This window comes from Mycobacterium sp. VKM Ac-1816D, assembly GCF_000416385.1.
GTDB classification, from domain to species: Bacteria; Actinomycetota; Actinomycetes; order Mycobacteriales; family Mycobacteriaceae; genus Mycobacterium; species Mycobacterium neoaurum_A.
In genome coordinates this window covers 301,201-326,315 of record NZ_AOHQ01000138.1, presented here as the reverse complement: position 1 = coordinate 326,315, position 25,115 = coordinate 301,201, and the positions used below count along the sequence as shown (strand labels likewise).

Sequence of the window (25,115 nt, the reverse complement as noted above, 5' to 3'; positions counted from 1 at the left end):
TCGGTGCCCGCGCGCACACCATGGACCGGTGACCCGGTCTGGCTCGTCGACGTGCTTCAAGACGAGGGCCTCAGCCCGGTCGAGTTCCCTGGCTGGCGCACCCGCGGACACGGTGAGTTCAAGGACATCCGTGGGGTGATGGTGCACCACACCGGATCCGACCGTGCCGATGCCGCATCCATCGCCTACGGCCGACCGGATCTGCCCGGCCCGCTGTCGCAGGTGCACATCGCCAGGGACGGCACGGTCACCGTGGTGGCGGTCGGGGTGGCCTGGCATGCCGGCACCGGTATGTATCCCTGGGTTCCGGCGAACATGGGCAACTGGCACCTGATCGGTATCGAGTGCGCCAACAGCGGCACCAGCCCGTCGGCGCCGCATCGCCGGAATTGGCCGGACGCACAGTATCTGGCACTGGTGGATTGCTGCGCGGCGATCAATCGGCGCCTGGGGCAGACATCGAAGCGCACCATCGGGCACCGTGAGTACGCGGGGCGCGCGCAAGGCAAGTGGGACCCCGGGGCCATCGACATGACGGTGCTGCGCAGCGATATCGCCGCGCGCATCGGTGCCGTCGCGGCGCGTCCGGCGCCGCGACCGCCGGTGCCGGTGGGGGAGTACGCCGATGTGCTGCTGTTCCGGGGAAGCACCGGGGCGCAGGTCGCCGAACTGCAGCGCCGGCTCAAATATGCCTATGCCAGGTACGGCGGTGAGCTCGAGATCGACGGTGTGTACGGCGCCGCGACCGAGGCGGTGGTGCGTGAATTCCAGCGGCGTACGCCAGGACTCACCGTCGACGGCATCGTCGGACCCGCCACCGCGGCGGCCCTGCGGCTCACGCTGGTCTGACCGGCGCCGCCCGCTGGTCAGCCTTGTTCGATGGTGTTCCCACTGCCGGACTGGTTGACCGTCGGTGAGCCGTCGCGATAGGTGACCCGATTCTCGAAGCCCGACACCGTGATCTCGTCGGTGGACTGTGCGGTGACGACATTCTCGAAGCCCGACACGGTGACCGCCGTGCAGTGGCCGGTCACGTCGATGGTGTTGTTGGCGCCGCTGATGATCACGATGTGGTCGTCACAGGCTACCGTCCGGTTGGTGCCGATACCGGTGATCGTGATGGTGCCGCCGGATTCGACAGGAGTGTTGGGGCCGCCCGGATCGACGACGATCGGTGGCAGCTCGGGTATCTCGGGCAACCGTGGCACGACCGGCTGGGCTGGCTCGTCGGTCAGCACACCACCGCCGCCGGCCACCTCCGGTGTCGAGTCGTCGGCACTGAACAGCCAGAACGCGGCGGCCGCCCCGCCGAAGAACAACAGCACCAGGGCCAGCGGCACGATCACCATCCAGGCTCGCAGGCCGGAACGCTGCGGCGCCGACGGATACGGCTGGGCGTAGGCACCGCCATAGGGGTCGGCACCGTAGGGGCTCTGGCCATAAGGACTCTGGCCATGGGAGTTCAGACCGTACGGGTCCGGCCCAGGGGGCGACTGGCCGTAGGGCGGCTGCGGCCACTGCTGGGTGGGCGGCGGCAGCGGCGGCGCGGCGGGGGCGTCGTAGGTCGACGGGCTCGGCTGCTCGGCACCGAGCTCGGTCGGCTCCAGTGCGCGGATCCGAGCTTCCGGGTCGTCCTGCGGATTCATACCGGGATGGTCGCATATCGGCCGATATGACGTGCGGCGGTACGGAAAAGGCTGTGGCGCCGGACCTCCGTGGAGGTCCGGCGCCACAGTTCTCGCGCACCCTATGCCGGAACAGCAGCTCCGGTCTTTTCCCGTGCAGGGGGATCGGTTTCGGCGCGCGCGGCGTGATCGTCGAGCATGGTCAGCTCGTCGAAGGGGTCTTTTCCGCTCAGGACGGCGTCGACCTTGGCGCGGTCGATCGTCTTGGTCCAGGTGCCCACCAGCAGCGTCGCCACGGCGTTGCCGGAGAAGTTGGTCACCGCGCGTGCCTCGGACATGAACCGGTCGATACCGACGATCAGGCCGACACCGTCGAGCAGGTCCGGGCGGTGGGCCTGCAGGCCGCCGGCCAGGGTGGCCAGGCCGGCGCCGGTGACCCCCGCGGCACCCTTGGAAGCCACGATCATGAAGACCAGCAGACCGATCTGCTCGGTCACCGACAGCGGGTCACCCAGCGCGCTGGCGATGAACAGCGAGGCCATGGTCAGGTAGATCGCGGTGCCGTCCAGGTTGAACGAGTAGCCGGTGGGTACCACCACGCCGACCGTCGAGCGGTCCACGCCGATGTGCTCCATCTTGGCGATCAACCGGGGCAGCGCGGACTCCGACGACGAGGTCGACACGATGAGCAGGTACTCCCGGGCCAGGTAGCGCAGCAGCTTGAAGATCGAGATCCGCGACACCAGTTGCAGCAGGGTGCCCAGGACGCCGAAGACGAAGATGGCGCAGGTGATGTAGAAGCCGAGCATCAGCGCGGCCAGCTGGCCGACCGCCGCCCAGCCGGTCTGGCCGACGACATTGGCGATCGCGCCGAACGCACCGATCGGAGCCAGCCACAGGATCATCACCAGCACCTTGAACACCAGCTTCTGCAGGTGCTCGATACCGCGCAGGATCGGATCACCGGCCGTACCGAGGCCCTGGATGGCGAACCCGACCAGCAGCGCGATGAACAGCGCCTGCAGCACGCTGCCCGCGGTCAGCGCGGAGAACAGCGAGGTCGGGATGATGCCCTGGACGAAATCGAGCAGGCCGCCGGATTCGTGCGCCTTCTCGGCGAGTTCGGCACCCTTGCCCGCGGCGCTCTCGGTGAGCTTGAGGCCGCTGCCCGGATGCAGGATGTTGCCCACGAGCAGGCCGATGGCCAGCGCGAAGGTCGACATCGCCAGGAAGTAGACGAAGGCCAGCCCGCCGACCTTGCCGATGGTGGCGGCCTTGCGGACCGAACCGATGCCCAGCACGATCGTGCAGAAGATGACCGGGGCGATCATCATCTTGATCAGCGCCACGAACATCGTGCCCAGCACGCCGACGCTCTTGCCGACCTCCGGGGCGTAGATGCCCACGCCGATGCCCGCGATCACCGAGATGATGACGGCGATGAACAGCCAGTGGGTGCGGTCGTGCTTCTTCTTCGGCGCGTCCGGTGCCGGCTCGGGTGCCGGCCGGTCCATCGTGGTTGTCATCGGGTTCTCCTTCGAACACTGCACGGAAATGGGTCTGAAAGGATGGTCGGACACGCACGTGAGGTAGGTCACGTTTTAGTTCATTACGTTCAGCCGGGAGAGGGTTGCGCAATGCGGGTGGGCGGCACGCGGGGGCCGGCTCGGGGCTGGTCCTCGGGATGGCCCAAGTCGTTGGCCGGTCAATCGATCGCGCTGCAGATCCTGGTGATCACGCTGATCGTGGTGGCGGGCAGCGCGCTGGCGCTCTTCGACGCCCGGCGCGACGGCGACGCGGCTGCCCGGGCTCAGGTGCTCGGCATCGCCACTGCGCTGGCCGATTCACCGTCCACCGCCGACGCGATCGTGGCAGGCCGCGCCACCGAGATCCTGCAACCGGTGACCGAGCTGGTGCGCAGGCACACCGACATCGCCTTCATCACCATCATGGCTCCGGACCGCACCCGCTACACCCACACCGATCCGACCCAGATCGGCGGTCAGTACCTGGGCAATATCAGCCCCGCGTTGCGCGGTGAGTCGTTCACCGAGCTCTACACCGGCACGCTCGGACCGTCGATCCGCGCCGTGGTGCCGGTGCCCGACGCGGACGGCCGTGTCATCGGCCTGGTGGCCGCGGGCATCCTGCAGCAGAGTCTGGCCGATCGTTGGCGCGACCAATGGGCGAAGATCGCCACCGTCGGTGTTGGCGCGCTTGCCGTTTCGCTGATCGGGGTGTGGGGGATCCGGCGCCGTTTGCTGCGCCAGACGCGGGGACTACGCCCCGACGAGCTGCGTGTCATGTACGACCACCACGACGCCATCCTGCATTCGGTGTCGGAGGGCCTGATCGTGCTGGACCGCACCGGGGTGGCGTTGGTCAACGACGAGGCCCGTCGGTTGTTGGGGCTGCCCGACGGTGCGGTGGCGCGGGCCGATCTGCCCGAATTCCTCCGGTCCTACAACCCCGGGGCCCGCGACGAGATCCACGTGACCGATGACCGTGTGCTGGTGGTGAACCGGTCATCGGTGCAGTCGGACGCGAACGCCGCGGAGGTGGTGACGATCCGCGACCGGACCGAACTGCAAGGTGCGCTCGGGGAATTGAGCTCGCTGAAGGTCCTCACCGACTCGTTGCGCGCGCAGGCCCACGAGGCCGCCAACAAACTGCACACCATCGTCACCATGGTCGAGATGGGTCACGCCGAGCGGGCGGTCACCTTCGCCACCGCCGAACTGGAACTGTCCCAACAGCTTGTCGACCGTCTGTCCGCGGCCGTCGGTGAGCCCGCCCTGGTGGCACTGTTGCTCGGCAAGACGGCGCAGGCGGATGAGCGCGGTGTCGAGCTGACCATCACCGAGGAGACCGGCCTGCCCGCCGACACCGACGATCTGCTGCTGAGCGGACAGGAGATGGTCACCGTGCTGGGCAACCTGATCGACAACGCCATGGAGGCCTGCGATCCCGAGGACCCGTGGGTGGAGGTGACGGTGCACCAGGACGAGGAGCAGTTGTTGATCCGGGTTGCCGACAGCGGGCCGGGAATGGATGCCGGCACCTTCGAAAAGGCCATGCAGCGTGGCTATTCGACGAAGTCCGACCATGATGCCGGCGCCCATGGGCTGGGTCTGGCACTGGTGGCGCAGGTGGTCAAGAAGCACCAGGGGACTCTCACCGCCGATGTGACGTACGGTTCGGTCGTGACGGTGACGGTGACGCGCCGATGATCAACGTGTTGATCGTCGAGGACGAGAGCCTGATCGCCGAGGCGCACAAGACCTACCTCGGGCGCATCGCCGGCTTCACCGTGGCGGCGGTGGTGCATACCGCTCGTGATGCGATGCGGGTGGCCAGCGAGGCGGCGGCCTCCGATGTGCCGATCGATCTGGTGCTGCTCGATATCGGGCTGCCCGATGCCAGCGGCATCACCCTGGCGTCGGCGCTGTCGGGCATCCAACCGCCCCCGGACATCATCACCATCACCTCCGAACGCGACCTGGAGATGGTGCGTGCGGCCGTCGGCCACGGGGCCCTGGCCTACTTGCTCAAACCGTTCACCTTCGCGGCGTTCCGTGACCGGCTCGAGCGCTATCAGCGCTACCGGGAGGCGCTGCCCGCGGGAACCGACGCTGCCAGTCAGGACGAGGTCGACCGGGCGCTGGCCGAGTTGCGGGTGGGATCCGGCCGGACGGCGGCGCCCAAGGGGGTGGCGCCGGGCACCAACGACGAGATCGCGCGCGCGGTGCGCGATTCCGCCGAGGGGATCACCGCCGATGCGGTCGCCAAGCAGGTCGGGGTGTCGCGGGTGACGGCCTGGCGGTATCTGGAGCGCCTGGCCGAGGAGGGCACCGTGACCCGGCACACCGATTACGGCAAGGCGGGGCGGCCCAAGACCCGCTATCAGTGGCGGTGAGCGCGCCGGGTCGGTAAAACACGCCCGGCAAATGCGGGTTGGCCTCCCAGCAAATGACCACTCGGGAACTTATGCTGTGCGCACCGGTGTCCGAAAGGCTTGCTGTGCACACGACAGTGCTGAGGAACAGGCGGCGTGGTCCGCTGGTCGTGCTCTCGGTTTCGGCGGTCGTCCTGGCCGCGGCACCGGTCGTCGGCGCCGCTCCCGAATCGGTGGCCGAATCGGGGTCGGCAACCGTCACCGTGAACACCGGCAGCCGGGATCTCAACATCCGATCGGCGCCATCGGTCGACAGCCAGAAGATCGGGACGCTGCCCGACGGTGCGCGAATCGTCATCACCTGTTACGCCCGTGGCGCAGTGTTCTCCGGCGGCCCCTATCGGATGTCCACCGATCTGTGGAATCGATTGCCCGACGGCGGTTTTGTCACCGACGCCATGTTGGACACCGGATCGGATGACCCCGTCGTGCCACCGTGTGCCACCGAGTCGATGACAGTGTCGCAAGCACGGGCCACCGGCCGCTCGGTCGCCACCAACCCCGCCGAAAAGGGCAGTGCCGCCTGGGGTGCCATGGAGAAATGGTTCTTCGCCTCGGGGGAGCGGTCCTATCCGGCGCTGCGCGGGGCACCGCGGGACATGGCGGCGGCCGCCCGTGCGGCCGGTTGGACCGTCGTCGGCGAACCCATGCAGCGGTCGCTGGTGGTGATTCCGCCGGGGCTGCTGGCGGCGCCGGAGACCGGGCATGTCGCGTGGGTCGACACCGTCTCGACGCGACCCGATGGGGCCTATCTGGCGCTGACCGAGATGAATGCCGCCGGCAAGGGGCCAAATATCTGGTCGGGGCGGACCGTCAAGGCGGTGACGGGGTTGCTCTACATCCCGTTGCCGTGACGGTGGGCGGGGCGGCCAGCAAAACTTCCGTGCGCGTGCTCGCGAATCCACCATGGGAATGGCGGTGACGACCGTCACAAAGTTTGCTGACGCGCCGCCTGTGATCTGGCGCTCACTTTTGCGCCGACCCCTGAGGAAATCGTGTGGGGCGGGTGGGGTTCGGTGCCCAAGGGCGATTCGCTGACATCTCAAAAGCCCTGATAGGGGTCATCTCTCAGTTCGCTGTGCGGAGGTCACAACTGTATAACGATCTTTTCCTGAGGGATGTCTGAGATGTTGCGCGCCGGTGAACGGCCGGGGCGACAAGATCACGATTTCGGTGTCACCGTCCGTCGCTAGACTCGCTCACAGGAACGCGTCCGACCTACGGACGCGTGGCGTGATCAAGTGCCGGCGTAGCCACCCGGCGGAGGTGTCGAAGAGATGGCAAGTGTTTCCGTGCGTGCCAACGCCGCAGCGCTGAACGACTCGCGAACCGCTTTCGCAGGTTCGGTCACGGTCAACCGCGGCCCCATCGCGGCGGTGGCGGCAAATACCGGTGCCATCGTGGCCGCCAACTTCGGTGATGACAGCGTCGCGATCGTTCGCGCCGATGCCGCCGCCCTGCCGGCCCTCGTCGAGCTCGACGGTGCCCCGGTGGCGATCAGCCTGACCGAAGACCGTGCCTTCGTGGTCACCAGTGCCACCGAGGCCGACAGCCTGACCATCGTCGACATCCGCACCAACGCGGTGGTCGCCGAGTACCCGCTGGCGTTCGCGGTCACCGCGGTCGCGGTCAGCCCCGACGGCAAGCGCGCCTACACGGCCCGCACCGGTGACGATCATGTCGACATCGCGGTCGTGGACACCACGGCCGACCGGGTCGGCACCATCGATATCGCGACCGGTGCCGCCACCTCGATCGACGGCCTGGCCGTCGACCCGTCCGGCCGCCGGCTGTACGTCGGTGTGAGCACCGCGACCGGCAGCCGCCTCGTGGTCGTCGACACCGAGACCGCCCGGGTTCAGCGCACCGTCGCCATCGGCGCGCCGATCCGCGATCTCGCGGTCGCGGCCGACGGCACCGTCCACGTGCTGACCTCTGACCTGCGAAACCGCGGCGTCATCAAGATCGTCGACCCGGCCCGGCTCGTCGTGACCACCGCGTTCCCGGCCGGCACGCTGCCCATCGGCATGGTGCTGTCCGCCGACGGTGCCCGCGCCTACGTCGTCGACTACGACGAGGTGTCGGTCCTGTGCACGCTGACCCACGAGGTGGTGGAGACCATCTCCCTCGGCGCGCGCGCGACCGCGATCGGCCTGAACACCCCCGGCGACCGGCTGTACATCGCCGACGTCGACGGCCAGATCACCGCGCTGCGGGTGCCCGCACCGGCGCCGACTATCGCGCCGTTCGACGCGGCGGCCTTCGCCGATATGCGCGAACTGGCGCAGGTCTGACGTTCGTTCAGCGCGCCGGGAGCTAACGCTCGGCGCGCTGATACGCGGTGACAACGGCCGCGCCGCCCAGCCCGATATTGTGCTGCAGCGCCGCGGTGACGTTGTCGACCTGCCGTTTATCGGCGGAGCCGCGCAGTTGCCAGGTCAGTTCGGCGCACTGGGCCAACCCGGTGGCGCCCAGCGGATGGCCCTTGGAGATCAGCCCGCCCGACGGGTTCACCACCCAACGCCCGCCGTAGGTGGTGTCGTCGTTGTCGATCAGCGCGGCTGCCTCGCCGGGGGCGCACAGGCCCAGCGCCTCATACAGCAGCAGTTCGTTCGCGCTGAAGCAGTCATGCAGTTCGATGACCTGGAAATCCTCCGGGCCCAGTCCCGACTGGTCGTAAACCTGTTGTGCGGACCGCACATTCATGTCGTAGCCGATGATGTTGGCCGCACTTCCGTCGAAGGTCGACGCGAAGTCGGTGGTCATCGCCTGGCCCACGATCTCGACGGCCTGACCGGCCAGGCCGTGCTGATCGACGAATGCCTCGCCGGCCAGGATGGCCGCGCCGGACCCGTCGGAGGTGGGTGAGCACTGCAGCTTGGTGAGCGGATCGGAGATCATCTTGGCGGCCAGGATGTCATCGAGGGTGTACTCGTCCTGGAACTGCGCATACGGATTGTTCACCGAGTGCTTGTGGTTCTTGAACCCGATCTTGGCGAAATGCTCGGCGGTGGTGCCGTACTTCTTCATGTGCTCGCGCCCCGCCGCCCCGAACATCCACGGCGCCACCGGGAAACCGAACTCGTCGATCTCGGCCAGTGCCTTCACATGCCTGCCGAGCGGGGATTCGCGGTCCTGTGCGCCGCCCCCGAGCGAACCGGGCTGCATCTTCTCGAAACCCAGCGCGATGGCGCAGTCGGCCAGCCCGCCCCGGATCGACTGGGCGGCAAGGTAGAGCGCCGTCGATCCGGTCGAGCAGTTGTTGTTGACGTTGACGATGGGGATACCGGTCATGCCGAGCTCGTAGAGCGCGCGCTGTCCGGATGTCGAGTCCCCGGAGCAATAGCCGACATAGCCCTGCTGCACCTGGTCGTAGGAGATGCCGGCGTCCTGGAGGGCCTTGGTGCCGGACTCGCGCGCCATATCGGGATAGTCCCAGCCCTCGCGTGCGCCCGGCTTCTCGAATTTGGTCATCCCGACCCCGACGACGAACACCCGGTTCATAGCTGTCCCTTTCGCGCTGCTTTGCGGTCAGGTCAACATAACCCGCTGTCCCGTCAGCCGAAGGCTTCTGCGTGCTGCGGGCAGTAGTAGTCGATCGAGTTGACCAGGAACGCCGCGGCCTGTCGGGCGTTGATTCCGGTGTAGTCCATGATCTCCAGCCCGATCGCCGTGGCGCTGATTCCCGAGTCGAGCTCGCTGCAGACCTGGTAGGCATTGGCGATCACCTCACCGGCCGATTCGTAGCCGATGCCCTCGGCGCGCAGATCGGACAAAAAGGCGGAGTCCGCCGCCGAGGTGACCGCATTCGCCGGCGCGGCGACCAGCACCGCGATCGCACCCGTGACCAGGGCGGTACCCGTTAGCTGGAGCAGGCGTGTGGTGCTGTACATCGTGGATCTCCGTCAGGGCCGACCCGGCGTGTCCGGGTGTGTGTCCACAGGATCCAACGACGCACTTGGCGGATTCTTGGCGTGCCGATCAGCCGTACGTCAGCCACCACTGGTGCAGGTCTTCGATGGTCGGGCCCTGGGCGTTGCCCAGGATCAGGCCGTCGTTCTTGGTCCAGGTCAGGTCGGGACCGCCCTCGTACATACCGCAGGCGATGGACCCCTCCACCGTGCCGGGGGTCTCGGTGTAATGCCAGGTGGTGGGGGAGTCGAGGTCGCTGGCCGGGCACGGGAACAGATCGGAGGCCTCGGCGATGGCGTCCTCGAAGTGCGCGCGCAACGCGCCCTGATCACCGAACAGCGAGTACCTCGACGTCGCGGGACCGCCGGGCAGATCGGACTGCCCGCAGTCGGCGGTGGCCAGCGCTCCGGTCACCGGCGGTCGCACCGGCCGGCAGACCCCCGGTGCATAACCCTGCGGCAGCATCGCCAACAGCTTGTCCGCCATCGCGGCCGGGTCCGGGGCGCGCGATGTGCGGGTGGCCCGGGTCGAGGACGTGTCGGGGGCAGCCGAGGCGCTCGTTTTCGGGCCGGTGGCCCTGCTGTCCTCGGGCTGCACCAGCAGGAAGATGCCGACGGCACCCAGCACCAGGATCAGGACGCCGGCCACCGCGGCCGCCGGCACCCAGGACCTCTTCTTCCGCGGCGCAGGTGGCGGCACCGGTGCGTTCCACTGCGGCCCGGACGGGTACGGCGGCGCGGTGCGCAACGGTCCCGGCGTCGCCCCGAACCCCGGTGTCGCGCCCGGCGGCGGGGTGGCACCGGGCACCTGCGGCGGCACCCCGAACAGCGGGCCGGGCATGGTGGCTGCCTCGCCGCGTTGCACGATATGGGCGGCTTGATCCTGATCGCGCACGCTGAGTGCATCGGTGGCCGCCGCGGCCAGGTCCCCGGCGCTGGCGAACCGGTCGGCAGGCTTCTTGGCCATGCCGCGGGAGATCACCCGGTCGAACGCGGCGGGGATGCCGGGGCGCACCGTGCTGGGCGCAGGCACCGGCTGCATCAGATGGGCGGTGATGACCATGCTGACGCTGTCGCCCGGAAACGGCTGTGAACCGGTCAGGCACTCGTGCAGCACACAGGTCAGCGCGTAGACATCGGCCCGGTAGGTCACCTCGTCGCTGGTGAAGCGCTCGGGCGCCATATAGGCGTAAGTCCCTACCGCCGTGCCCATTTCGGTGAGCTTCTCATCGCTGGCGGCATTGGCGATACCGAAGTCGACCAGGTACGCGAAATCGTCGCGGGTGATCAGGATGTTTTCCGGCTTGACGTCACGGTGCATGATGCCGCTCTCGTGTGCGGCGTCCAGCGCGGAGGCGATCTGGCGCACGATGGCGACCGCGCGGGCCGGGGTCATCGGGCCGTAGCTCTTGAGGATCTTGCGTAGGTCGGCACCGTTGATCATGCGCATGTCGACGTAGAGCACCCCGTCGATCTCGCCGTAATCATGGATCGGCACCACATGGGGTTCCTGCAGCCGGCCTGCCGAGTGCGCCTCGCGCTGCAGCCGCTTGCGGAAGACCGGATCGTGGGATACGCCCTGCGGCAACAGCTTCAGCGCGACGATGCGGTCCTTCTCGGTGTCCTCGGCCTCGTAGACCTCACCCATGCCGCCGCGCCCGATCAGTCGGCGCAGCCGGTACCTGCCGAACTCCGTTCCGACCCGCGATGTCGGCTCGCTCATCTACCTGCCCCCGTCCGCAATTCGGTTCATCAGACTAATGCGTCGGCGGGTTACGCACCCCCGGTGGCGCGGTCGTGGCGCACGATCTCGAACACATACTCGTGATCGCACACCCTGATCCGGTCACCGTGGGTGAGGGTGGCGGTGCCCCGGATGCGCCTGCCGCCGATCTCCACACCGTTCGCCGAGCGCAGATCGGTGATCACGAAACTGGTGCCGGTATCGATCAGCACGGCGTGATGGCGGCTGACCCGCACGTCGTCGAGGACGATGTCGTTGTCGGGCAGCCGCCCGATGCGCGTCGCGGCCGCCGCCAGTGGATGCACCCGGCCGGATTCGGCGCGCAACTGGGCGGGCGCGGACTGTGTGCTCACCGCGGTGCGCAGGTCGATCCGAGAGATCTGGTGCACCGCGGTGGTGCGCGCACTGCGGCGGGCGTCGAGCGGCTCCTGGCGCAGGATGCGCTCGGCCAGCAGACGTACCGTCGGGCCTGGGTCGATACCGAGATCGTCGGCCAACGTCGTGCGTAGCCGCTGGTAGGCGTCGAGGGCGTCGGATTGCCGGTCGCTGAGGTAGTAGGCGGTGATCAGCTGGGCCCACAGTGGCTCCCGGTATGGGTGCTCGGACACCAGCTGTTCCAGCGTGCCGATCACGGCATAGCCTCGGTTGCAAGCGATTTCGGCCTCGGCGTGGGCGGTGTGGGCGACCACCTTGTCCTCGGTCAACGCCGTCGCGAACGGGCCGACGAACTCGAAATCGCGCAGATCGTCGAGAACCGGTCCGCGCCACTGCGCCAGCGCGTCGGCGAGGTGGGCGCTGGCCTGCTCGAAACGGCTCTCGGCGGCGGCCTGCACACCGGCGTTCTTGGCGGCCACGAAGCGTCCGATATCGCAGTGCGGATCCGCGACGCTCAGACGGTATCCGGGCGGGGCGGCGGCCAGCACGGACCGGCCGTCGGCGCCGGAACTGCCGATGAGCTTGCGCAGGTTGGAGACGTAAGAATGCAGACTGGCCTTGGGCTCGGGTGGGGGGAATTGCTCCCAGGCCGCGGTCACCAATGCGTCGCTGCCGACCGGACGGTTGCGGCTCATCACCAGCATGGCCAGCACCGCGCGCTGCTTGGGTGTGCCCAGCGCGACGGGCTGCCCGGAGATGCGCAGTTGCAGCGGACCGAGCACTCCGAAGTCCAGTCCTGGGCTGTCCATGGTCAACGATTGTGCCCGGATGCCCCCTCGCGCCGCCCCGCGAGATGGTAGAACGTGTTCTAGTTTTGCGTGTGGTGGGCGATCGGAAGGGATAGCGATGGCGTTGCGAGTCGTGCAGTGGGCCACCGGCGGAGTGGGCACGGCCGCCATCAAGGGCGTCCTGGAGCATCCCGACCTCGAGCTCGTGGGCTGCTGGGTGCACTCGGCGGACAAGAACGGCCGCGACGTCGGCGAGCTGATCGGCGGCGATCCCATCGGCGTGCCTGCCACCACCAGCGTCGAGGACATCCTGGCGCTGGACGCCGATGCCGTCGTCTATGCGCCGCTGCTGCCCAATCCCGACGAGGTGGCCGCCCTGCTGCGCTCGGGTAAGAACGTCGTCACCCCCGTGGGCTGGGTATACCCCAGCGAGAAACAGGCCGCGCCGCTACGTGCGGCGGGACTGGCCGGGAACGCGACCCTGCACGGCACCGGGATCGCCCCCGGCGGAATCAGCGAGAAGTTCCCGATCCTGTTCTCGGCAATGTCCACCGGCGTGACTTTCGTTCGGGCCGAGGAGTTCTCCGATCTACGTACCTATGATGCGCCGGACGTGGTGCGGCACGTGATGGGCTTCGGTGAGACCCCGGACAAGGCGCTCTCTGGCCCGATGCAGAAGCTGCTCGACGGCGGGTTCATCCAGGCCGTGAAGATGTGCGTCGACGCCTTCGGCTTCGCGGCGGACTCCAAGATCGTTGCCCGACAGGAGATTGCGGTGGCGACCGCGCCGATCGACTCGCCGATAGGCACCATCGAACCGGGGCAGGTGGCCGCCCGGAAGTTCCACTGGGAGGCCCTCGTCGGCGACGAGGTGGTGGTCAGGGTGACGGTGAACTGGCTCATGGGTGAAGAAAACCTCGATCCGCCATGGGATTTCGGTCCGCAGGGGCAGCGCTACGAGATGCAGGTGCTGGGCAACCCGGACTTTTCGGTCGCCATCACCGGTTTCCAGGGTGAGGTCGGTGACCAGGGACCCGAGCCGGGTGTGGTGGCCACCGCCGCGCACTGCGTCAACTCGATTCCCGCGGTGTGTGCGGCCCCGCCCGGGGTGGCGACCTATCTGGACCTGCCGCTGTTCGGTGCAAAGGCCGCGCCCGGCCTGCATCGAGGATGACCGGGCTCGCGCTGGTGCTCGCCGGCGGTGGGCTGGCGGGCATCGCGTGGGAGACCGGTGTGCTGGCCGGTATCGCCGATATGTCGCCGGGGACGGCGGCCGCCGTGCTGGACGCCGACGTGCTGGTGGGCACCTCGGCGGGGTCGGCGGTGGCGGCGCAGATCGGCAGCGATACCGCCATCGGCCGGCTGTACGACCGTCAGGTCGCCGCTGACACCCACGAGCTGGATCCGGGCGTCGGCATCGAGGAGATCACCGCGGTCTTCCTGCAGGCGCTGACCGGCACCCAGGACACCGGCGAGCGGCTGCGCCGCATCGGACAGATTGCGCTGGCCGCCGATACCGTGCCCGAGGCGACGCGTCGGGCGATCATCGAGCACCGGCTGCCCTCGCACGACTGGCCGGGCCGGGCGCTGCGGATCACCGCGATCGATACCGCCACCGGTGAGCCGGCGGTGTTCACCGCCGACTCCGGGGTGCCGTTGGTCGACGCCGTCGCCGCCAGCTGCGCGGTACCGGGGGTGTGGCCGCCGGTGACCATCGGGTCGGCACGCTATATGGACGGAGGTGTGCTCAGCACCGTGCACATGCCCGTGGCGGCGGACTGCGCCCGAGCTGTGGTGCTGGTGCCTGCCGGCGAACACGCCCCCGCGCCGTTCGGTGCCGGGGCGGCCGCCGAGATCGCCGGATTCGGCGGTGCGACGTTCGCGGTGTTCGCCGATGACGATGCACTGGCCGCGTTCGGTCCCAACCCATTGGACCCGGCCTGCCGCGTGCCGTCGGCGGCCGCCGGATTCGCACAGGGACGGCGGGTGGCCGCGGCGCTGAGCGAGTTCCTCGGCAGCTAGACCATGGCGTCGAGGGCGGCCGACGCGAGCTCCTGGCCGATCTCGATGACCTCCTCGGCACGGTGATACTCCAGGCTGCGGCACGACGTGCGCGGCACCTCGATCAGCAGATCCGGCGGGTAGGTCGCCAGCGTGTGCCGGGCCAGTGCGGCTTGGGCGATATCGATGGTGCGGTTCATGATCTCGAAGCTGCCCAGCCGCGGTAGCGCGGGCCCACCCTCGGCGGGTTCCTCCGGTGTCTCGTCCAGCGCGCTGCTGAATCGGCCGAGCACGGATTTGGCGGCCGGGCTGTCCATCATCCGCTGTGCGGTGGCGGTGTCGAGCAGTGCCGTTGTGCTGCGCCACATCCTGCCGAGGAACTCGGTGGTGACCCGTGGCTGCGGGGTGTTGATCCCCGGTGCCGGATCATCTCCTGACAGGCTCACCGCGATGGTCAGGTCGGCGTTGACGGCCGCTATCGGCGCCATCGGCAGTGGGTCGAGGATGCCGCCGTCGGCGAGCAGCCGCCCGTCGAGCAGATGCGGGGTGAAGATCCCCGGTATCGCGATCGACGCGCGGATCGCGTCGACGAGCGCGCCGCGCTGCAGCCAGACCGCCTTTCCGCTGATCAGGTCTGTGGCCACCGAGGTGTACGGGATGGGCAGCGCCTCGATGGTGACATCGCCGAGAATATCGCGCACGGCATCCAGGATCTTCTCCGCGCGCAGCACACCGGGGGAGTTCAAGGACGGGTCGAGCAGGCGCAGCACCGCGCGCTGGGTCAGCGAGCTCGCCCAGTGCGAGAATTCGTCGAGCTTGCCCGCGGCGTGCAGACCGCCGACCAGTGCCCCCATCGACGATCCGGCGACACCGACGATCTCGTAGCCCCGCTCCTGCAGCTCATTGATGACCCCGATGTGCGCGTACCCGCGCGCACCTCCGCTGCCCAGCGCCAGCGCAATCCGCATACAGCCATTCTGGTGCACCGGAGTCGTCGATCGCGCGGACTGTGACGATCACGATGCCGCGCCGGCGGGCAGTTCTGCTCGCCGTGATCACAACCTCAGCCGCACTCACCGCGCGACGCGGCGTTGGCGGCCATGATCACCCCGGCCTGGCGGGCCGGGGTCAGCTCCGTCCACGCCGCGTTGAAGCTGCCGGGGCCCGCCGCGCCGTCGCTCTGCAGTGTCTTCAGATACGCCTCCACCGGATCCTTGTGCTCGTCGAACCACCGCTTGGCGGCCAGGCAGGCCTGGCCGTACTCGGATTCGGTGGCGTCGGACGGAACATCGACGACGGTCGTCACCCCATCGGGTGACACCCGCACCGCGCCGCTGACCGCGGCCTCCGCCGGCAGTCGGGGCGACTCGCTCGTCGGGGTCTGAGAGGTCGTCGCGCCGGTCGTCGGCTCGGGTTCCGACGAGCTGCACCCGGCGAGCAGGGCGACGGCGGCGGTGGCGAACAGAGCGGTCGGGTAACGGCGCATGAGGCCAATCTATGCAACACTCGCGTCCATGACCGAGAGGGCTCAGATCGTGGGTGTGCGGGGCTGTTGTCGCGCTCGTTGAGCGTGCCGACCCGTCCCTTTCCCTTTTCTGGAGTCCCTTCCCATGGTTGCCCCACTGCTCGCCCCGCCCGCTGTCTCTGCGCCCACCCGGTTGCGCCTTCCCGACCTGCTCGCCGCCACCGACCGGTGCGCCGACGACGTGCTCTCCGGCCGGTATGACCGGCTGGTCGACAGGGACCGGCTGCCCATCGACGAGCGTTGGTATCGGCGGCTCTACGGGGACGACGAACTCGACATCTGGCTGATCAGCTGGGTGCCCGACAAGTCCACAGAACTACACGACCACGGTGGATCACTCGGCGCGCTGACGGTGGTCTCCGGTGCGCTACGTGAAACCCGTTGGGATGGCACTGAATTGCGCAACCGGCAGTTGGAAGCCGGTGATCAGGCCGCATTCCCGCTCGGCTGGGTGCACGATGTGGTGTGGGCGCGCGAATCGGTGTCGGCGGGCGGGGCCGCGGTGCCGGCGGCGCCGACGCTGAGTGTGCACGCCTACTCGCCGCCGCTGACCGCGATGTCGTACTACTCGGTGACCGAACGCAACACCCTGCGCCGCAGCCGCACCGAACTGACCGACGCCCCGGAGGGATAGGACCCATGCCCAGTCGTATCGACGCGGTGCTCGCCGCCGCCAGGTCCCGGTTGCGCCGGCTCCCCGCCGCCGATGTTCCTGCCGCCCTGCGCCGCGGCGCGCTGTTGGTCGACATCCGGCCGGGTTGGCAGCGGGCGCAGGAGGGCGAGGTCGCCGCGTCGCCGCAGGTCCTGGTCATCGAGCGCAACCACTTGGAATGGCGATGCGACCCGACCAGCGAGGCCCGCATCCCCGAGGCCGTCGACGACGACGTGGAATGGATCGTGCTGTGCTCGGAGGGCTACACCTCCAGCCTGGCCGCCGCGGCGTTGCAGGATCTCGGTCTGCACCGGGCCACCGACGTCATCGGTGGCTATCGCGCCCTGCCCACCGAACTGCGGTCAGCTGTTCTCGTCTGAGCGCAGGATCGGTCGCAGTTTGTCGGTCTTGGCAGGCGTCCAGCCCGGCGGCTGCAGGATCGCCGCCCACGCATTGGCGACATCGCGCACGTAGACGTGGCCGTGGCCGTCGGGCACATCCACCGCGACCGCCATATCGGCGGACACCTGCAGGAAGGTCACCACCGGGATCCACTCCATCCGGGGTGAGACGTCGTAACCGCGCGGCTCCCTGAGCCAATCGGGTTTGGCGAACAGCAGATCCGGGTTCCACCACGAGATCGGATCCGACGCATGCTGCAGATAGACCACACGGGGTTGCCCCCACGGGGCATCCGGCCTGCGCAGATCCTGTTCGGCGCGGGCCGAGAACCGGACGTTCTCCCCGCGGTCGTAGATCGGCAACCACTCGGGGGATCCCTCGTCGCGATCGCGGGTGAGGGTTGTCCAGATGGTGTTCTTGAATGTGGGACCACTGAACAGCGCCCCGTCGGTGCGGGCGATGAGATTGTTCAGCGCCAGGAACGGGGCCTCGCCGCCGAATGAACCCAGGCTTTCGCCGAACACCACCAGCTTGGGGCGTTCGGCCTGCGGAAGCTCGCGCACCAACGCGTCGACCGCCTCGAACAGGGCCTGCCCGGCCTGCAGCGCGTTCTCCTGGTCGACGAGGAAGGAGATCCAGCTGGGCAGGAACGAGTACTGCATCGACACGATCGCGGTGTCGCCGTTGTACATGTATTCCAGTGAGGATGCCTCGGCTTCGTTGACCCAGCCGGTTCCGGTGGTGGTGGCGATCGCGATGACCGAGCGCTCCAGGCCGCCGGTGCGACGCAGTTCCTCGGCGGCCAGCGCGGCGTCGGCCCTGATGTTGTCACCGGAGTTCAGCCCGGCGTAGGCGCGGATGGGTTCGGTGGCGGGCGCACCGTTGAAGGCGGTGAGCTCTTCCACCGTCGGGCCGCCTGCGACGAAATTGCGGCCCTGATGTCCCAGTGATTCCCAACTGACCAGTGACTGCGGGCCACCGGACCGCAAAGTGGATGTGGGAGCGGGATTGTCGGGATCATCCTCGTTGTTGACGTTTTCGAATGTGCTGTTGATGGTCGTCATGGCGAAGCGGACCACGATGCCGTTGAGCAACGCGATGGTCAGCGCGAGCACCAGTGCCACCGCCACCACACCGGACACCCGGGGCGGTGCGATGCGTTCCAGTTGGCGCACCAGGTAACGGATCAGCTTGCCGATCAGCTGACCGAGTTCGACGAAGACGAACAGGAAGACGATCGCCAGTACGGCGGTCAGCGGGTGATCCCAGAAGTCGAGTCGCGGTACCCCCATCAGATCGCGGATGTCGTCCTGCCACACATGGAAGTAGACGATCGCCGCGCTCTGACCGATGACGCCGACCACGACCAGGACCAGCCAGGCCCGTTTCGGTGGCGGCGGCGTGCTGTCCCGCGACAGCATGTACCGGAACAGCCAGACGCCGAAAACGCCGAGCCCGTAGCCGATACCGCCGGCCGCGCCGCTGACGAGGCCCTGGAACAACGGCCCGCGCGGTAACAGCGACGGTGTCAGGGACAGCCAGATGAAGACCAGGCCGACCGCCGTACCGGTGAAGGTGTAGTGCCGAATCCACCACGCGCGCTTGGCTGGCGCGTCGGGTGCTGGCGGTGCGGCGGTGGCGGTCACCGCTCGACCTTAGCGATGGGTGAAGTTCGGCGCGCGCTTCTCGGTGAACGCGGCCATGCCTTCCTTCTGGTCTTCGGTGGCGAAGGCCGAATGGAAGATCCGGCGCTCGTAGAGCAGTCCCTCGGTCAGCGTCGACTCGAAGGCGCGGTTGACCGCCTCCTTGGCCATCCGCGCCGCCGACAGCGACATCCCGGCGATGGTGGCGGCGGTGGCGTTGGCCTCGTCGAGCAGGGTGTCGGCGGGGACCACACGGGACACCAGACCGCTGCGCTCGGCTTCGGCGGCGTCGATGGTGCGCCCGGTCAGGATGAGGTCCATCGCCTTGGCCTTGCCGATCGCACGCGTCAATCGCTGGCTGCCGCCCATGCCGGGCAGCACGCCGAGCTTGATCTCGGGTTGGCCGAACTTGGCGGTGTCCGCGGCGATCAGCAGATCACACATCATGGCCAGTTCGCAGCCGCCGCCGAGCGCGTAGCCGGCGACCGCGGCGATGGTCGGGGTGCGGGTGGCCGCGAATGTGCCCCACAGGGCGAAGAAGTCCTGGCCGAACACGTCGGCGAAGGACAGGTCGGCCATTTCCTTGATATCGGCTCCGGCGGCGAAGGCCTTCTCGCTGCCGGTCAGGATGATCGCGCCGATATCCGGGTCGTTGTCGAATTCCGCTGCCGCGGTGGTGACCTCGTGCATCACCTGGGTGTTGAGCGCGTTGAGCGCCTTGGGGCGGTTCAGGGTGATGGTGCCGACCCGACCGTCGCGGGTCACCAGGATGGTCTCGAAACTCATGATTGCTCCTCGTGGAATGTCAGATCGGGTTCGGCGGAGGCGAAATAGGCGTCGACGGCGGCGTCGTCGACGGCATCCAAGGTGGCCGGCGACCACTGCGGGTTGCGATCCTTGTCGACGAGTTGGGCGCGGATACCCTCGACGAAATCGTGCGACTTCATCGACGCCACCGACACTCGGAATTCCTGGTGCAGAACCTCTTCCAGGGTGGGCAGGTGGGCCGCGCGGCGCACCGCGGTCAGCGTGACGGCCAGTGCGATGGGGGATCGGGTGGCGATCAGCTCGGCGGCCGCGTGGGCGGCCGGGTCGTCATGGCCGCGCAGATCACCGAGGATCTCGGCGACGGTGCCACCCGCGTAGCAGGTGTCGATCCAATCCCGTTGGGCCAGTAGATCGCTGGCCGGTGGCTCCTCGGCGTAGCTGTTCAACGCATCCTGGTGCCCGTCGGTGACGACTGCCTCGGCGAAGTCGGCCAGCCTGGCCTGCGGGACGAAGTGGTCGGCGAACCCGAGAGCGATGGCGTCGGCGCCGGAGAACGGGGCGCCGGTCAGCGCGGCGTGCATGCCCAACGCACCCGGTGCCCGGGAGAGCAGATAGGTGCCGCCCACGTCGGGGATGAAACCGATGCCGACCTCGGGCATGCCCATCTTGGTATTCTCGGTGACCACGCGGACGTTGCCGTGCGCGGCGACGCCGACCCCGCCGCCCATCACGATGCCGTCCATCAGTGCGACATACGGCTTGGCGAAGCGGCCGATGTGGGCGTTGAGCAGGTACTCGTCCCACCAGAACTTGCGGGCATACGAGCCGTCGCCGCGCGCCGAGTGGTAGAGCGCGACGACGTCGCCACCGGCGCACAGGCCGCGCTCGCCGGCGCCGGTCAGCAGCACGGCGGTGATCGCATCGTCGTCTTCCCAGGCGTTCAGCGCCTGCTGCAGCCCGTCGACCATGACGGCGTTGAGCGAGTTGATCGCCTTGGGGCGGTTCAACGTCACGATGCCGACACCGTTACGGACAGTTACTAGGATGTCCTCGTTTTCTGCCACGAATGCAATCTAGTTCGTGGTCCGCGCGTGATGTGCGACGGGTAGGGTTTGCACAGCGTTATCCCAGAAATGGGCTCACCGCCGGTATCTGAGAACGCTCTCAGTGCAGGGGTATCGCGGGAACCCGTTCCCGACAATGATCGTTGACAGTGTGTTCGTCAATCGAACCACCAGTACTGAAGGAGAGGACCTACGGTGCGCGAAAGCAGCAACCCGGTATTCCGATCCCTGCCCAAGGGGCAGCAGGGCGGATACGCGCAATTCGGTACCGGAGCCGCAAGCTTCGGTGCCCAGCAGGTACATGCGGACCCTTATGCCGCAACCCAATACCCCGATCAGCAGCAGGCCGGTGTCTCCCGGCCCATGACCATCGACGACGTCGTCACCAAGACTGGCATCAGCCTGGCGATCCTGACAGCGGTGGCGGTCGTCTCGTACTACCTGGTCAGCACCAACCTCAGCCTGGCCACGCCGTTCACCTTGGTGGGCGCGCTCGGCGGCCTTGCGCTGGTGCTCATCGCGACGTTCGGGCGTAAGCAGGACAACCCGGCCATCGTGCTGAGCTACGCGGCGCTGGAAGGTCTGTTCCTCGGCGCGGTGTCGTTCATCATCGCCAACCTGGCCTCGGTCGGCGGCGTCGGCATGATCGCCCAAGCGATCGTCGGCACGCTCGGCGTGTTCTTCGGCATGCTCGTGGTCTACAAGACCGGCGCCATCCGCGTCACCCCGAAGTTCACCCGCATGATCGTCGCCGGCCTGTTCGGTGTGGTCGCGCTGATGCTGGTGAACCTGGTGCTCGGCCTGTTCGGTGTCGGCGGCGGTGCGGGCATGGGCCTGCGCGACGGTGGCGCCATCGCGATCGGATTCTCGCTGCTGTGCATCGCGCTGGCGGCGTTCAGCTTCCTGATCGACTTCGACGCGGCCGACCAGATGATCCGCGCCGGTGCTCCGGAGAAGGCCGCATGGGGCGTCGCCCTGGGCCTGATGGTCACCCTGGTGTGGCTGTACCTGGAGATCCTGCGTCTGCTCAGTTACTTCAACAACGACTAGCAGTTCGGCCAGAGAAAGGGCGTCCCGCGCGGGGCGCCCTTTTTCGTTGCCCTTTTCTCCGTTGACTCTGGGGTGAGGGTGCGGGCCACTCGCACTCTCGCGCCATCCGCGCAGAGTCAACGTATCCACAGTGCCGGATTGATTCACAGGTTGCGTCGGACGATGGGCGCCTGCCGTATGTCTGTCGGCCCGTGTCGGCACGGTCCGGTCATGGACATCTCGGAGGTCTTCATCGGTAGTGAAGCTTTGGCGGCAGGCACACTCAGCCGCCACGAGCTGCGTGTACTACCGCGCCGTTTTGCCTGACGTGTATGCGGGCAGGCGCGCCGCGCTCACCCTGCGACAGCGCACCATGGCGGCGTGGTTGTGGTCCGGGCGTCAAGCGGTGATCGCGGGTGCGCCAGCATCAGCACTCCATGGCGCCGAATGGGTTGCCGATGATGCGCCGATCGAGCTGATCTGGCCGAACGCCCGTGCACCGCGGCATGTCATCACCCGCCACGATCTGCTGCTCGACGGCGAGGTGCTGGTGCTCGACGGCATGACGGTCACCACGGCCCACCGCACCGCATTCGATCTCGGTCGACGCGGCCGAATCGGCGAGGCTGTCGCACGCCTGGATGCGTTAATTCGGGCTACCGATCTGGCGCCCGCTGATGTACGAGCATTAGCCGATCGGCATCGTCACACCAGGGGACTGCGGCAACTCGAGCGGGTGCTTGAGCTGGCCGACGGCGGTGCTCAGTCTCCCAAGGAGACGCGGCTGCGCCTGATGCTGATCGAGGACGGTTTTCCGCAGCCGCGCACGCAGATTCCGGTCCTCGATCCAGCCGGATATCCCAAGTACTACCTGGACATGGGGTGGGAGGACCACAAGCTGGCCGTCGAGTACGACGGTGTGCAGCACGCGGAGGCACTCGCCTACGACATCGAGCGAGACGACTACATCGCCGGCCTCGGGTGGATTGTCGTCAGGGTGGCGGCGGTCCAACGGCGTCCCAGCATCATCACTCGTGTGGAGCGGGAGTGGAGACGACTATCCGCGTTGACTTTGCGTTGAGGGCGTCGGCTACTCGCACTTTCGCGCCGTCGGCGCAGAGTCAACGGTTAGGGGACGCGCGGGGTGACCCGACTCGCCGCCTCGGCGGCATTGGCCCGCGCCGTGTCGACATCGGCGTCGTAGGCCAGCGCCACGCCCATGCGGCGCTTGACGAAGCTCTCCGGCTTGCCGAACAGCCGAATATCGGTGCGCGGCACCCGCAACGCCTCGTCCACCCCGTCGAACACCACCCCGGAGGCGTCCACGCCGCCGTAGATGACCGCGCTGGCGCCGGGCGTCTTGAGCGTGGTGTCCACCGGCAGGCCGAGGATGGCCCTGGCGTGCAGCTCGAACTCGTTCTGCCACTGCGTGATCATCGTGACCATGCCGGTGTCGTGCGGGCGGGGACTGACCTCGCTGAACCACACCTGGTCGCCCTTGACGAACAGCTCGACCCCGAAAATGCCCTGCCCGCCGAGGTTTTCGGTCACCGCGGCGGCGATCTGCTGGGCCGACTCCAGCGCGGCGGCCGACATCGGATGCGGCTGCCAGCTCTCCACATAATCGCCGCTGACCTGTCGGTGCCCGATGGGCTCGCAGAACTGTGTTTGTATCGCAGCGGACGTGCCGGCACCGCGCACCGTCAGCAGCGTGATCTCGTAGTCAAAATCGATGAAGCCCTCGACGATGATGCGGGTGTTGCTGACCCGGCTGCCCGACATGGCGTATTCCCATGCGGGTTCGACACCGTCGGGTCCGTCGATCTTGCTCTGCCCCTTGCCCGAACTGCTCATCACGGGCTTGACCACGCACGGGTAGCCGATCTCGTCGACCGCGGCCCGAAGCTCCGCCAGCGAATCGCAGAATCGGTACGGACTGGTCGGCACGCCGAGGGTCTCGGCCGCCAGGCGCCGGATCCCCTCGCGGTCCATGGTCAGCCGGGCCGCCCGCGCCGTCGGGATGACCCGCACCGCGCCGGCGTTCTCGAGCTCCTCGAGCACCGGGGTCGCGATGGCCTCGATCTCGGGCACCACCAGATCCGGCTTCTCGGTTTCGATGAGCTCGCGCAGAGCGTCGGCATCGGTCATCGCCAGCACCCGCGCATGGTGGGCGATCTGGTGCCCCGGCGCGTTCGGGTAGCGGTCGACGGCGATGGTCTCGACGCCCAGGCGCTGCAGCGCGATCAGGACTTCGCGACCGAGCTCACCGGAGCCGAGCAGCATCACCCGGGTGGCGTGCGGGGACAGGGGTGTTCCGAGTGTGGTCATCGGCAGGGAGTTTATGCACAACGACGCCGCGGCGGAGGCGCAGTATGCACCCCCGCCGCGGCGTCGTGAGAAATCAGGAGAGGCGCTCGACGACCATCGCCATGCCCTGCCCGCCGCCGACGCACATCGACTCGATGCCGAAGGTCTTGTCGTGGGTGGCCAGGTTGTTGAGCAGTGTCGCGGTGATGCGGGCGCCGGTCATGCCGAACGGGTGGCCCAACGCGATGGCGCCACCGGAGACGTTCAGCTTGTCCTCGTCGATACCCAGTTCGCGCGCCGAACCGAGCACCTGCACCGCGAAGGCCTCGTTGATCTCGACCAGGTCGATATCGGAGATCGTCTTGCCGGCCTTGGCCAGCGCCTTGCGGATGGCCTCGATCGGGCCGAGGCCCATGATCTCCGGCGACAGCCCGGACACGCCGGTGGACACGATGCGCGCCAGCGGGGTCAGGCCGAGCTCCTTGGCCTTGGTATCGCTCATGATGATGACGGCCGCCGCGCCGTCGTTCAGCGGGCAGGCGTTACCCGCGGTGATCGTGCCGTTCGGGCGGAACACCGGCTTGAGCTGGCTGATCTTCTCGTAGGTGGTGCCGGCGCGCGGACCGTCATCGGTGGAGACGACGGTGCCGTCGGGCAGGGTCACCGGGGAGATCTCGCGGGCGAAGAAGCCGCTCTTGATGGCCTCTTCGGCGCGGTTCTGCGACCGCACGCCCCAGTGGTCCTGATCCTCGCGGCTGATGCCGGTGAAGGTGGCGACGTTCTCGGCGGTCTGGCCCATGGCGATGTAGACGTCCGGGATCAGGCCGTCCTCGCGGGGATCGTGCCAGGTGGATTCGTCCTCGGCCTGCTTGATGGTGCGTGCCTGGGCCTCGTCGAACAGGGGGTTCTTGGAGTTCGGCGCACCATCGGCGGCGCCGACGGCGAACCGCGACACCGTCTCGACACCGGCGGAGATGAAGACGTCACCCTCGCCGGCCTTGATCGCGTGGAACGCCATCCGGGTGGTCTGCAAGGAGGAGGAACAGTACCGGTTGACGGTGGTACCGGGCAGGAAGTCGTAACCGAGCTCGACGGCGACGGCACGGCCGATGTTGTAGCCGGCCTCGCCGGCGGGCTGTGCGCTGCCCATCATCAGGTCGTCGATATCGCGGGGGTCCAACGAGGGCACCTTGTCCAGGGCGGCGCGCACCATCTGCGCGGCCAGATCATCGGGACGCATGGTGACCAGCGATCCCTTACCCGCCCGACCGATCGGTGAGCGTGCGGTGGCGACGATGACGGCTTCGGGCATGTTGACCTCCGTGA

23 protein-coding genes and 1 pseudogene are annotated in these 25,115 nt (G+C 68.0%); 11 read left to right on the top strand and 13 right to left on the bottom strand.

The genetic code is table 11. The features are described 5' to 3' along the window. Positions 1 to 3: 3 nt before the first annotated feature. Positions 4 to 849 (top strand): N-acetylmuramoyl-L-alanine amidase, encoded by an 846-nt coding sequence (locus G154_RS18380; RefSeq protein ID WP_019511407.1) that lies wholly within the window; start codon positions 4 to 6, stop codon positions 847 to 849. Positions 850 to 866: 17 nt separating this feature from the next. On the opposite strand, the gene G154_RS18375 is transcribed toward G154_RS18380, so the two are convergent. Beyond that, positions 867 to 1,646 carry a DUF3060 domain-containing protein gene (locus G154_RS18375; RefSeq protein ID WP_019511406.1) on the bottom strand — a complete coding sequence of 260 codons (780 nt, stop codon included), beginning with the start codon at positions 1,644 to 1,646 and terminating at the stop codon, positions 867 to 869. Positions 1,647 to 1,747: 101 nt separating this feature from the next. Next, complete coding sequence (locus G154_RS18370) at positions 1,748 to 3,151, bottom strand: cation:dicarboxylate symporter family transporter (protein ID WP_023986172.1); 1,404 nt, start codon at positions 3,149 to 3,151, stop codon at positions 1,748 to 1,750. Between the two features lie 117 nt (positions 3,152 to 3,268). On the opposite strand from G154_RS18370, the gene G154_RS18365 reads away from it, so the two are divergent. From G154_RS18365 to G154_RS18350, 4 genes are all read left to right on the top strand, one after another. Next, entirely contained in the window at positions 3,269 to 4,855 is a 1,587-nt protein-coding gene (locus tag G154_RS18365; protein WP_234713097.1) for a sensor histidine kinase, read from the top strand. Then, positions 4,852 to 5,541: a response regulator gene (locus tag G154_RS18360; RefSeq protein WP_019511403.1), complete on the top strand. Its 690-nt coding sequence runs from the start codon at positions 4,852 to 4,854 to the stop codon at positions 5,539 to 5,541. The genes G154_RS18365 and G154_RS18360 overlap by 4 nt, the downstream gene beginning before the upstream one ends. A gap of 149 nt (positions 5,542 to 5,690) precedes the next feature. Continuing rightward, positions 5,691 to 6,434: an amidase gene (locus tag G154_RS18355; protein WP_235215537.1), complete on the top strand. Its 744-nt coding sequence runs from the start codon at positions 5,691 to 5,693 to the stop codon at positions 6,432 to 6,434. A 423-nt stretch (positions 6,435 to 6,857) separates the two neighbouring features. Then, a complete protein-coding gene (locus G154_RS18350; RefSeq protein ID WP_131701317.1) occupies positions 6,858 to 7,874 on the top strand; it encodes a YncE family protein in 1,017 nt (338 codons plus the stop codon). Positions 7,875 to 7,896: 22 nt separating this feature from the next. Here the strand turns inward: G154_RS18350 and G154_RS18345 are convergent, their stop codons facing one another. The 4 genes from G154_RS18345 to G154_RS18330 form a co-directional block, all read right to left on the bottom strand. Beyond that, positions 7,897 to 9,084, bottom strand: coding sequence for a lipid-transfer protein (locus tag G154_RS18345; protein WP_019511400.1), 1,188 nt, complete (start codon positions 9,082 to 9,084; stop codon positions 7,897 to 7,899). Between the two features lie 53 nt (positions 9,085 to 9,137). Then, positions 9,138 to 9,473, bottom strand: a complete 336-nt coding sequence (locus G154_RS18340; protein ID WP_019511399.1) for a DUF732 domain-containing protein — start codon at positions 9,471 to 9,473, stop codon at positions 9,138 to 9,140. An 88-nt stretch (positions 9,474 to 9,561) separates the two neighbouring features. Then, positions 9,562 to 11,214: a serine/threonine-protein kinase gene (locus G154_RS18335; RefSeq protein WP_019511398.1), complete on the bottom strand. Its 1,653-nt coding sequence runs from the start codon at positions 11,212 to 11,214 to the stop codon at positions 9,562 to 9,564. Between the two features lie 50 nt (positions 11,215 to 11,264). Continuing rightward, positions 11,265 to 12,419, bottom strand: coding sequence for a BTAD domain-containing putative transcriptional regulator (locus G154_RS18330; RefSeq protein WP_019511397.1), 1,155 nt, complete (start codon positions 12,417 to 12,419; stop codon positions 11,265 to 11,267). 97 nt (positions 12,420 to 12,516) lie between these two features. Here G154_RS18330 and G154_RS18325 point away from each other — a divergent pair, with 97 nt between their 5' ends. Together G154_RS18325 and G154_RS18320 are read left to right on the top strand one after the other, a co-directional pair. Next, positions 12,517 to 13,572, top strand: coding sequence for a dihydrodipicolinate reductase (locus G154_RS18325; RefSeq protein WP_019511396.1), 1,056 nt, complete (start codon positions 12,517 to 12,519; stop codon positions 13,570 to 13,572). Further along, entirely contained in the window at positions 13,569 to 14,420 is an 852-nt protein-coding gene (locus G154_RS18320; RefSeq protein WP_019511395.1) for a patatin-like phospholipase family protein, read from the top strand. Before G154_RS18325 ends, G154_RS18320 begins: the two co-directional genes overlap by 4 nt. Here G154_RS18320 and G154_RS18315 read toward each other — a convergent pair. Together G154_RS18315 and G154_RS18310 are read right to left on the bottom strand one after the other, a co-directional pair. After that, positions 14,417 to 15,367, bottom strand: coding sequence for a patatin-like phospholipase family protein (locus G154_RS18315; protein WP_019511394.1), 951 nt, complete (start codon positions 15,365 to 15,367; stop codon positions 14,417 to 14,419). The two genes, G154_RS18320 and G154_RS18315, sit on opposite strands and share 4 nt — an antisense overlap. 95 nt (positions 15,368 to 15,462) lie before the next feature. Then, positions 15,463 to 15,885 (bottom strand): lipoprotein LpqV, encoded by a 423-nt coding sequence (locus G154_RS18310; protein ID WP_019511393.1) that lies wholly within the window; start codon positions 15,883 to 15,885, stop codon positions 15,463 to 15,465. Between the two features lie 124 nt (positions 15,886 to 16,009). Between G154_RS18310 and G154_RS18305 the strand changes: the two genes are divergently transcribed. Together G154_RS18305 and G154_RS18300 are read left to right on the top strand one after the other, a co-directional pair. Further along, positions 16,010 to 16,558 carry a cysteine dioxygenase family protein gene (locus G154_RS18305; RefSeq protein ID WP_019511392.1) on the top strand — a complete coding sequence of 183 codons (549 nt, stop codon included), beginning with the start codon at positions 16,010 to 16,012 and terminating at the stop codon, positions 16,556 to 16,558. A gap of 5 nt (positions 16,559 to 16,563) precedes the next feature. Then, a complete protein-coding gene (locus G154_RS18300) occupies positions 16,564 to 16,956 on the top strand; it encodes a rhodanese-like domain-containing protein (protein ID WP_019511391.1) in 393 nt (130 codons plus the stop codon). On the opposite strand, the gene G154_RS18295 is transcribed toward G154_RS18300, so the two are convergent. Genes G154_RS18295 through G154_RS18285 form a run of 3 tightly spaced genes read right to left on the bottom strand, consistent with a single transcriptional unit; the run spans position 16,939 to position 20,453 of the window. After that, positions 16,939 to 18,624 carry an alpha/beta-hydrolase family protein gene (locus tag G154_RS18295; protein ID WP_019511390.1) on the bottom strand — a complete coding sequence of 562 codons (1,686 nt, stop codon included), beginning with the start codon at positions 18,622 to 18,624 and terminating at the stop codon, positions 16,939 to 16,941. The two genes, G154_RS18300 and G154_RS18295, sit on opposite strands and share 18 nt — an antisense overlap. Positions 18,625 to 18,633: 9 nt before the next feature. Continuing rightward, positions 18,634 to 19,407, bottom strand: coding sequence for an enoyl-CoA hydratase (locus G154_RS18290; RefSeq protein ID WP_019511389.1), 774 nt, complete (start codon positions 19,405 to 19,407; stop codon positions 18,634 to 18,636). Continuing rightward, positions 19,404 to 20,453 carry an enoyl-CoA hydratase/isomerase family protein gene (locus G154_RS18285; protein WP_023986169.1) on the bottom strand — a complete coding sequence of 350 codons (1,050 nt, stop codon included), beginning with the start codon at positions 20,451 to 20,453 and terminating at the stop codon, positions 19,404 to 19,406. The genes G154_RS18290 and G154_RS18285 overlap by 4 nt, the downstream gene beginning before the upstream one ends. 195 nt (positions 20,454 to 20,648) lie before the next feature. Here G154_RS18285 and G154_RS18280 point away from each other — a divergent pair, with 195 nt between their 5' ends. Both G154_RS18280 and G154_RS18275 read left to right on the top strand, forming a co-directional pair. Then, positions 20,649 to 21,503, top strand: coding sequence for a Bax inhibitor-1/YccA family protein (locus G154_RS18280; protein ID WP_019511387.1), 855 nt, complete (start codon positions 20,649 to 20,651; stop codon positions 21,501 to 21,503). A gap of 210 nt (positions 21,504 to 21,713) precedes the next feature. Next, positions 21,714 to 22,563, top strand: a pseudogene (locus G154_RS18275) (endonuclease domain-containing protein). Between the two features lie 47 nt (positions 22,564 to 22,610). On the opposite strand, the gene purT reads toward G154_RS18275, so the two are convergent. Beyond that, a complete protein-coding gene (purT, locus tag G154_RS18270) occupies positions 22,611 to 23,810 on the bottom strand; it encodes a formate-dependent phosphoribosylglycinamide formyltransferase (RefSeq protein WP_019511385.1) in 1,200 nt (399 codons plus the stop codon). A gap of 73 nt (positions 23,811 to 23,883) precedes the next feature. Continuing rightward, entirely contained in the window at positions 23,884 to 25,101 is a 1,218-nt protein-coding gene (locus G154_RS18265; protein WP_023986168.1) for an acetyl-CoA C-acetyltransferase, read from the bottom strand. Between the last annotated feature and the right edge of the window lie 14 nt (positions 25,102 to 25,115).

Coding starts and splice junctions, on each gene's coding strand:
- G154_RS18265 (WP_023986168.1), bottom strand. CDS start 25,101: ATGCCCGAAGCCGTCATCGTCGCCACCGCACGCTCACCGATCGGTCGG.
- G154_RS18315 (WP_019511394.1), bottom strand. CDS start 15,367: ATGCGGATTGCGCTGGCGCTGGGCAGCGGAGGTGCGCGCGGGTACGCG.
- G154_RS18350 (WP_131701317.1), top strand. CDS start 6,858: ATGGCAAGTGTTTCCGTGCGTGCCAACGCCGCAGCGCTGAACGACTCG.
- G154_RS18325 (WP_019511396.1), top strand. CDS start 12,517: ATGGCGTTGCGAGTCGTGCAGTGGGCCACCGGCGGAGTGGGCACGGCC.
- G154_RS18290 (WP_019511389.1), bottom strand. CDS start 19,407: ATGAGTTTCGAGACCATCCTGGTGACCCGCGACGGTCGGGTCGGCACC.
- G154_RS18345 (WP_019511400.1), bottom strand. CDS start 9,084: ATGAACCGGGTGTTCGTCGTCGGGGTCGGGATGACCAAATTCGAGAAG.
- G154_RS18370 (WP_023986172.1), bottom strand. CDS start 3,151: ATGACAACCACGATGGACCGGCCGGCACCCGAGCCGGCACCGGACGCG.
- G154_RS18375 (WP_019511406.1), bottom strand. CDS start 1,646: ATGAATCCGCAGGACGACCCGGAAGCTCGGATCCGCGCACTGGAGCCG.
- G154_RS18310 (WP_019511393.1), bottom strand. CDS start 15,885: ATGCGCCGTTACCCGACCGCTCTGTTCGCCACCGCCGCCGTCGCCCTG.
- G154_RS18305 (WP_019511392.1), top strand. CDS start 16,010: ATGGTTGCCCCACTGCTCGCCCCGCCCGCTGTCTCTGCGCCCACCCGG.
- G154_RS18300 (WP_019511391.1), top strand. CDS start 16,564: ATGCCCAGTCGTATCGACGCGGTGCTCGCCGCCGCCAGGTCCCGGTTG.
- purT (WP_019511385.1), bottom strand. CDS start 23,810: ATGACCACACTCGGAACACCCCTGTCCCCGCACGCCACCCGGGTGATG.
- G154_RS18330 (WP_019511397.1), bottom strand. CDS start 12,419: ATGGACAGCCCAGGACTGGACTTCGGAGTGCTCGGTCCGCTGCAACTG.
- G154_RS18340 (WP_019511399.1), bottom strand. CDS start 9,473: ATGTACAGCACCACACGCCTGCTCCAGCTAACGGGTACCGCCCTGGTC.
- G154_RS18360 (WP_019511403.1), top strand. CDS start 4,852: ATGATCAACGTGTTGATCGTCGAGGACGAGAGCCTGATCGCCGAGGCG.
- G154_RS18335 (WP_019511398.1), bottom strand. CDS start 11,214: ATGAGCGAGCCGACATCGCGGGTCGGAACGGAGTTCGGCAGGTACCGG.
- G154_RS18320 (WP_019511395.1), top strand. CDS start 13,569: ATGACCGGGCTCGCGCTGGTGCTCGCCGGCGGTGGGCTGGCGGGCATC.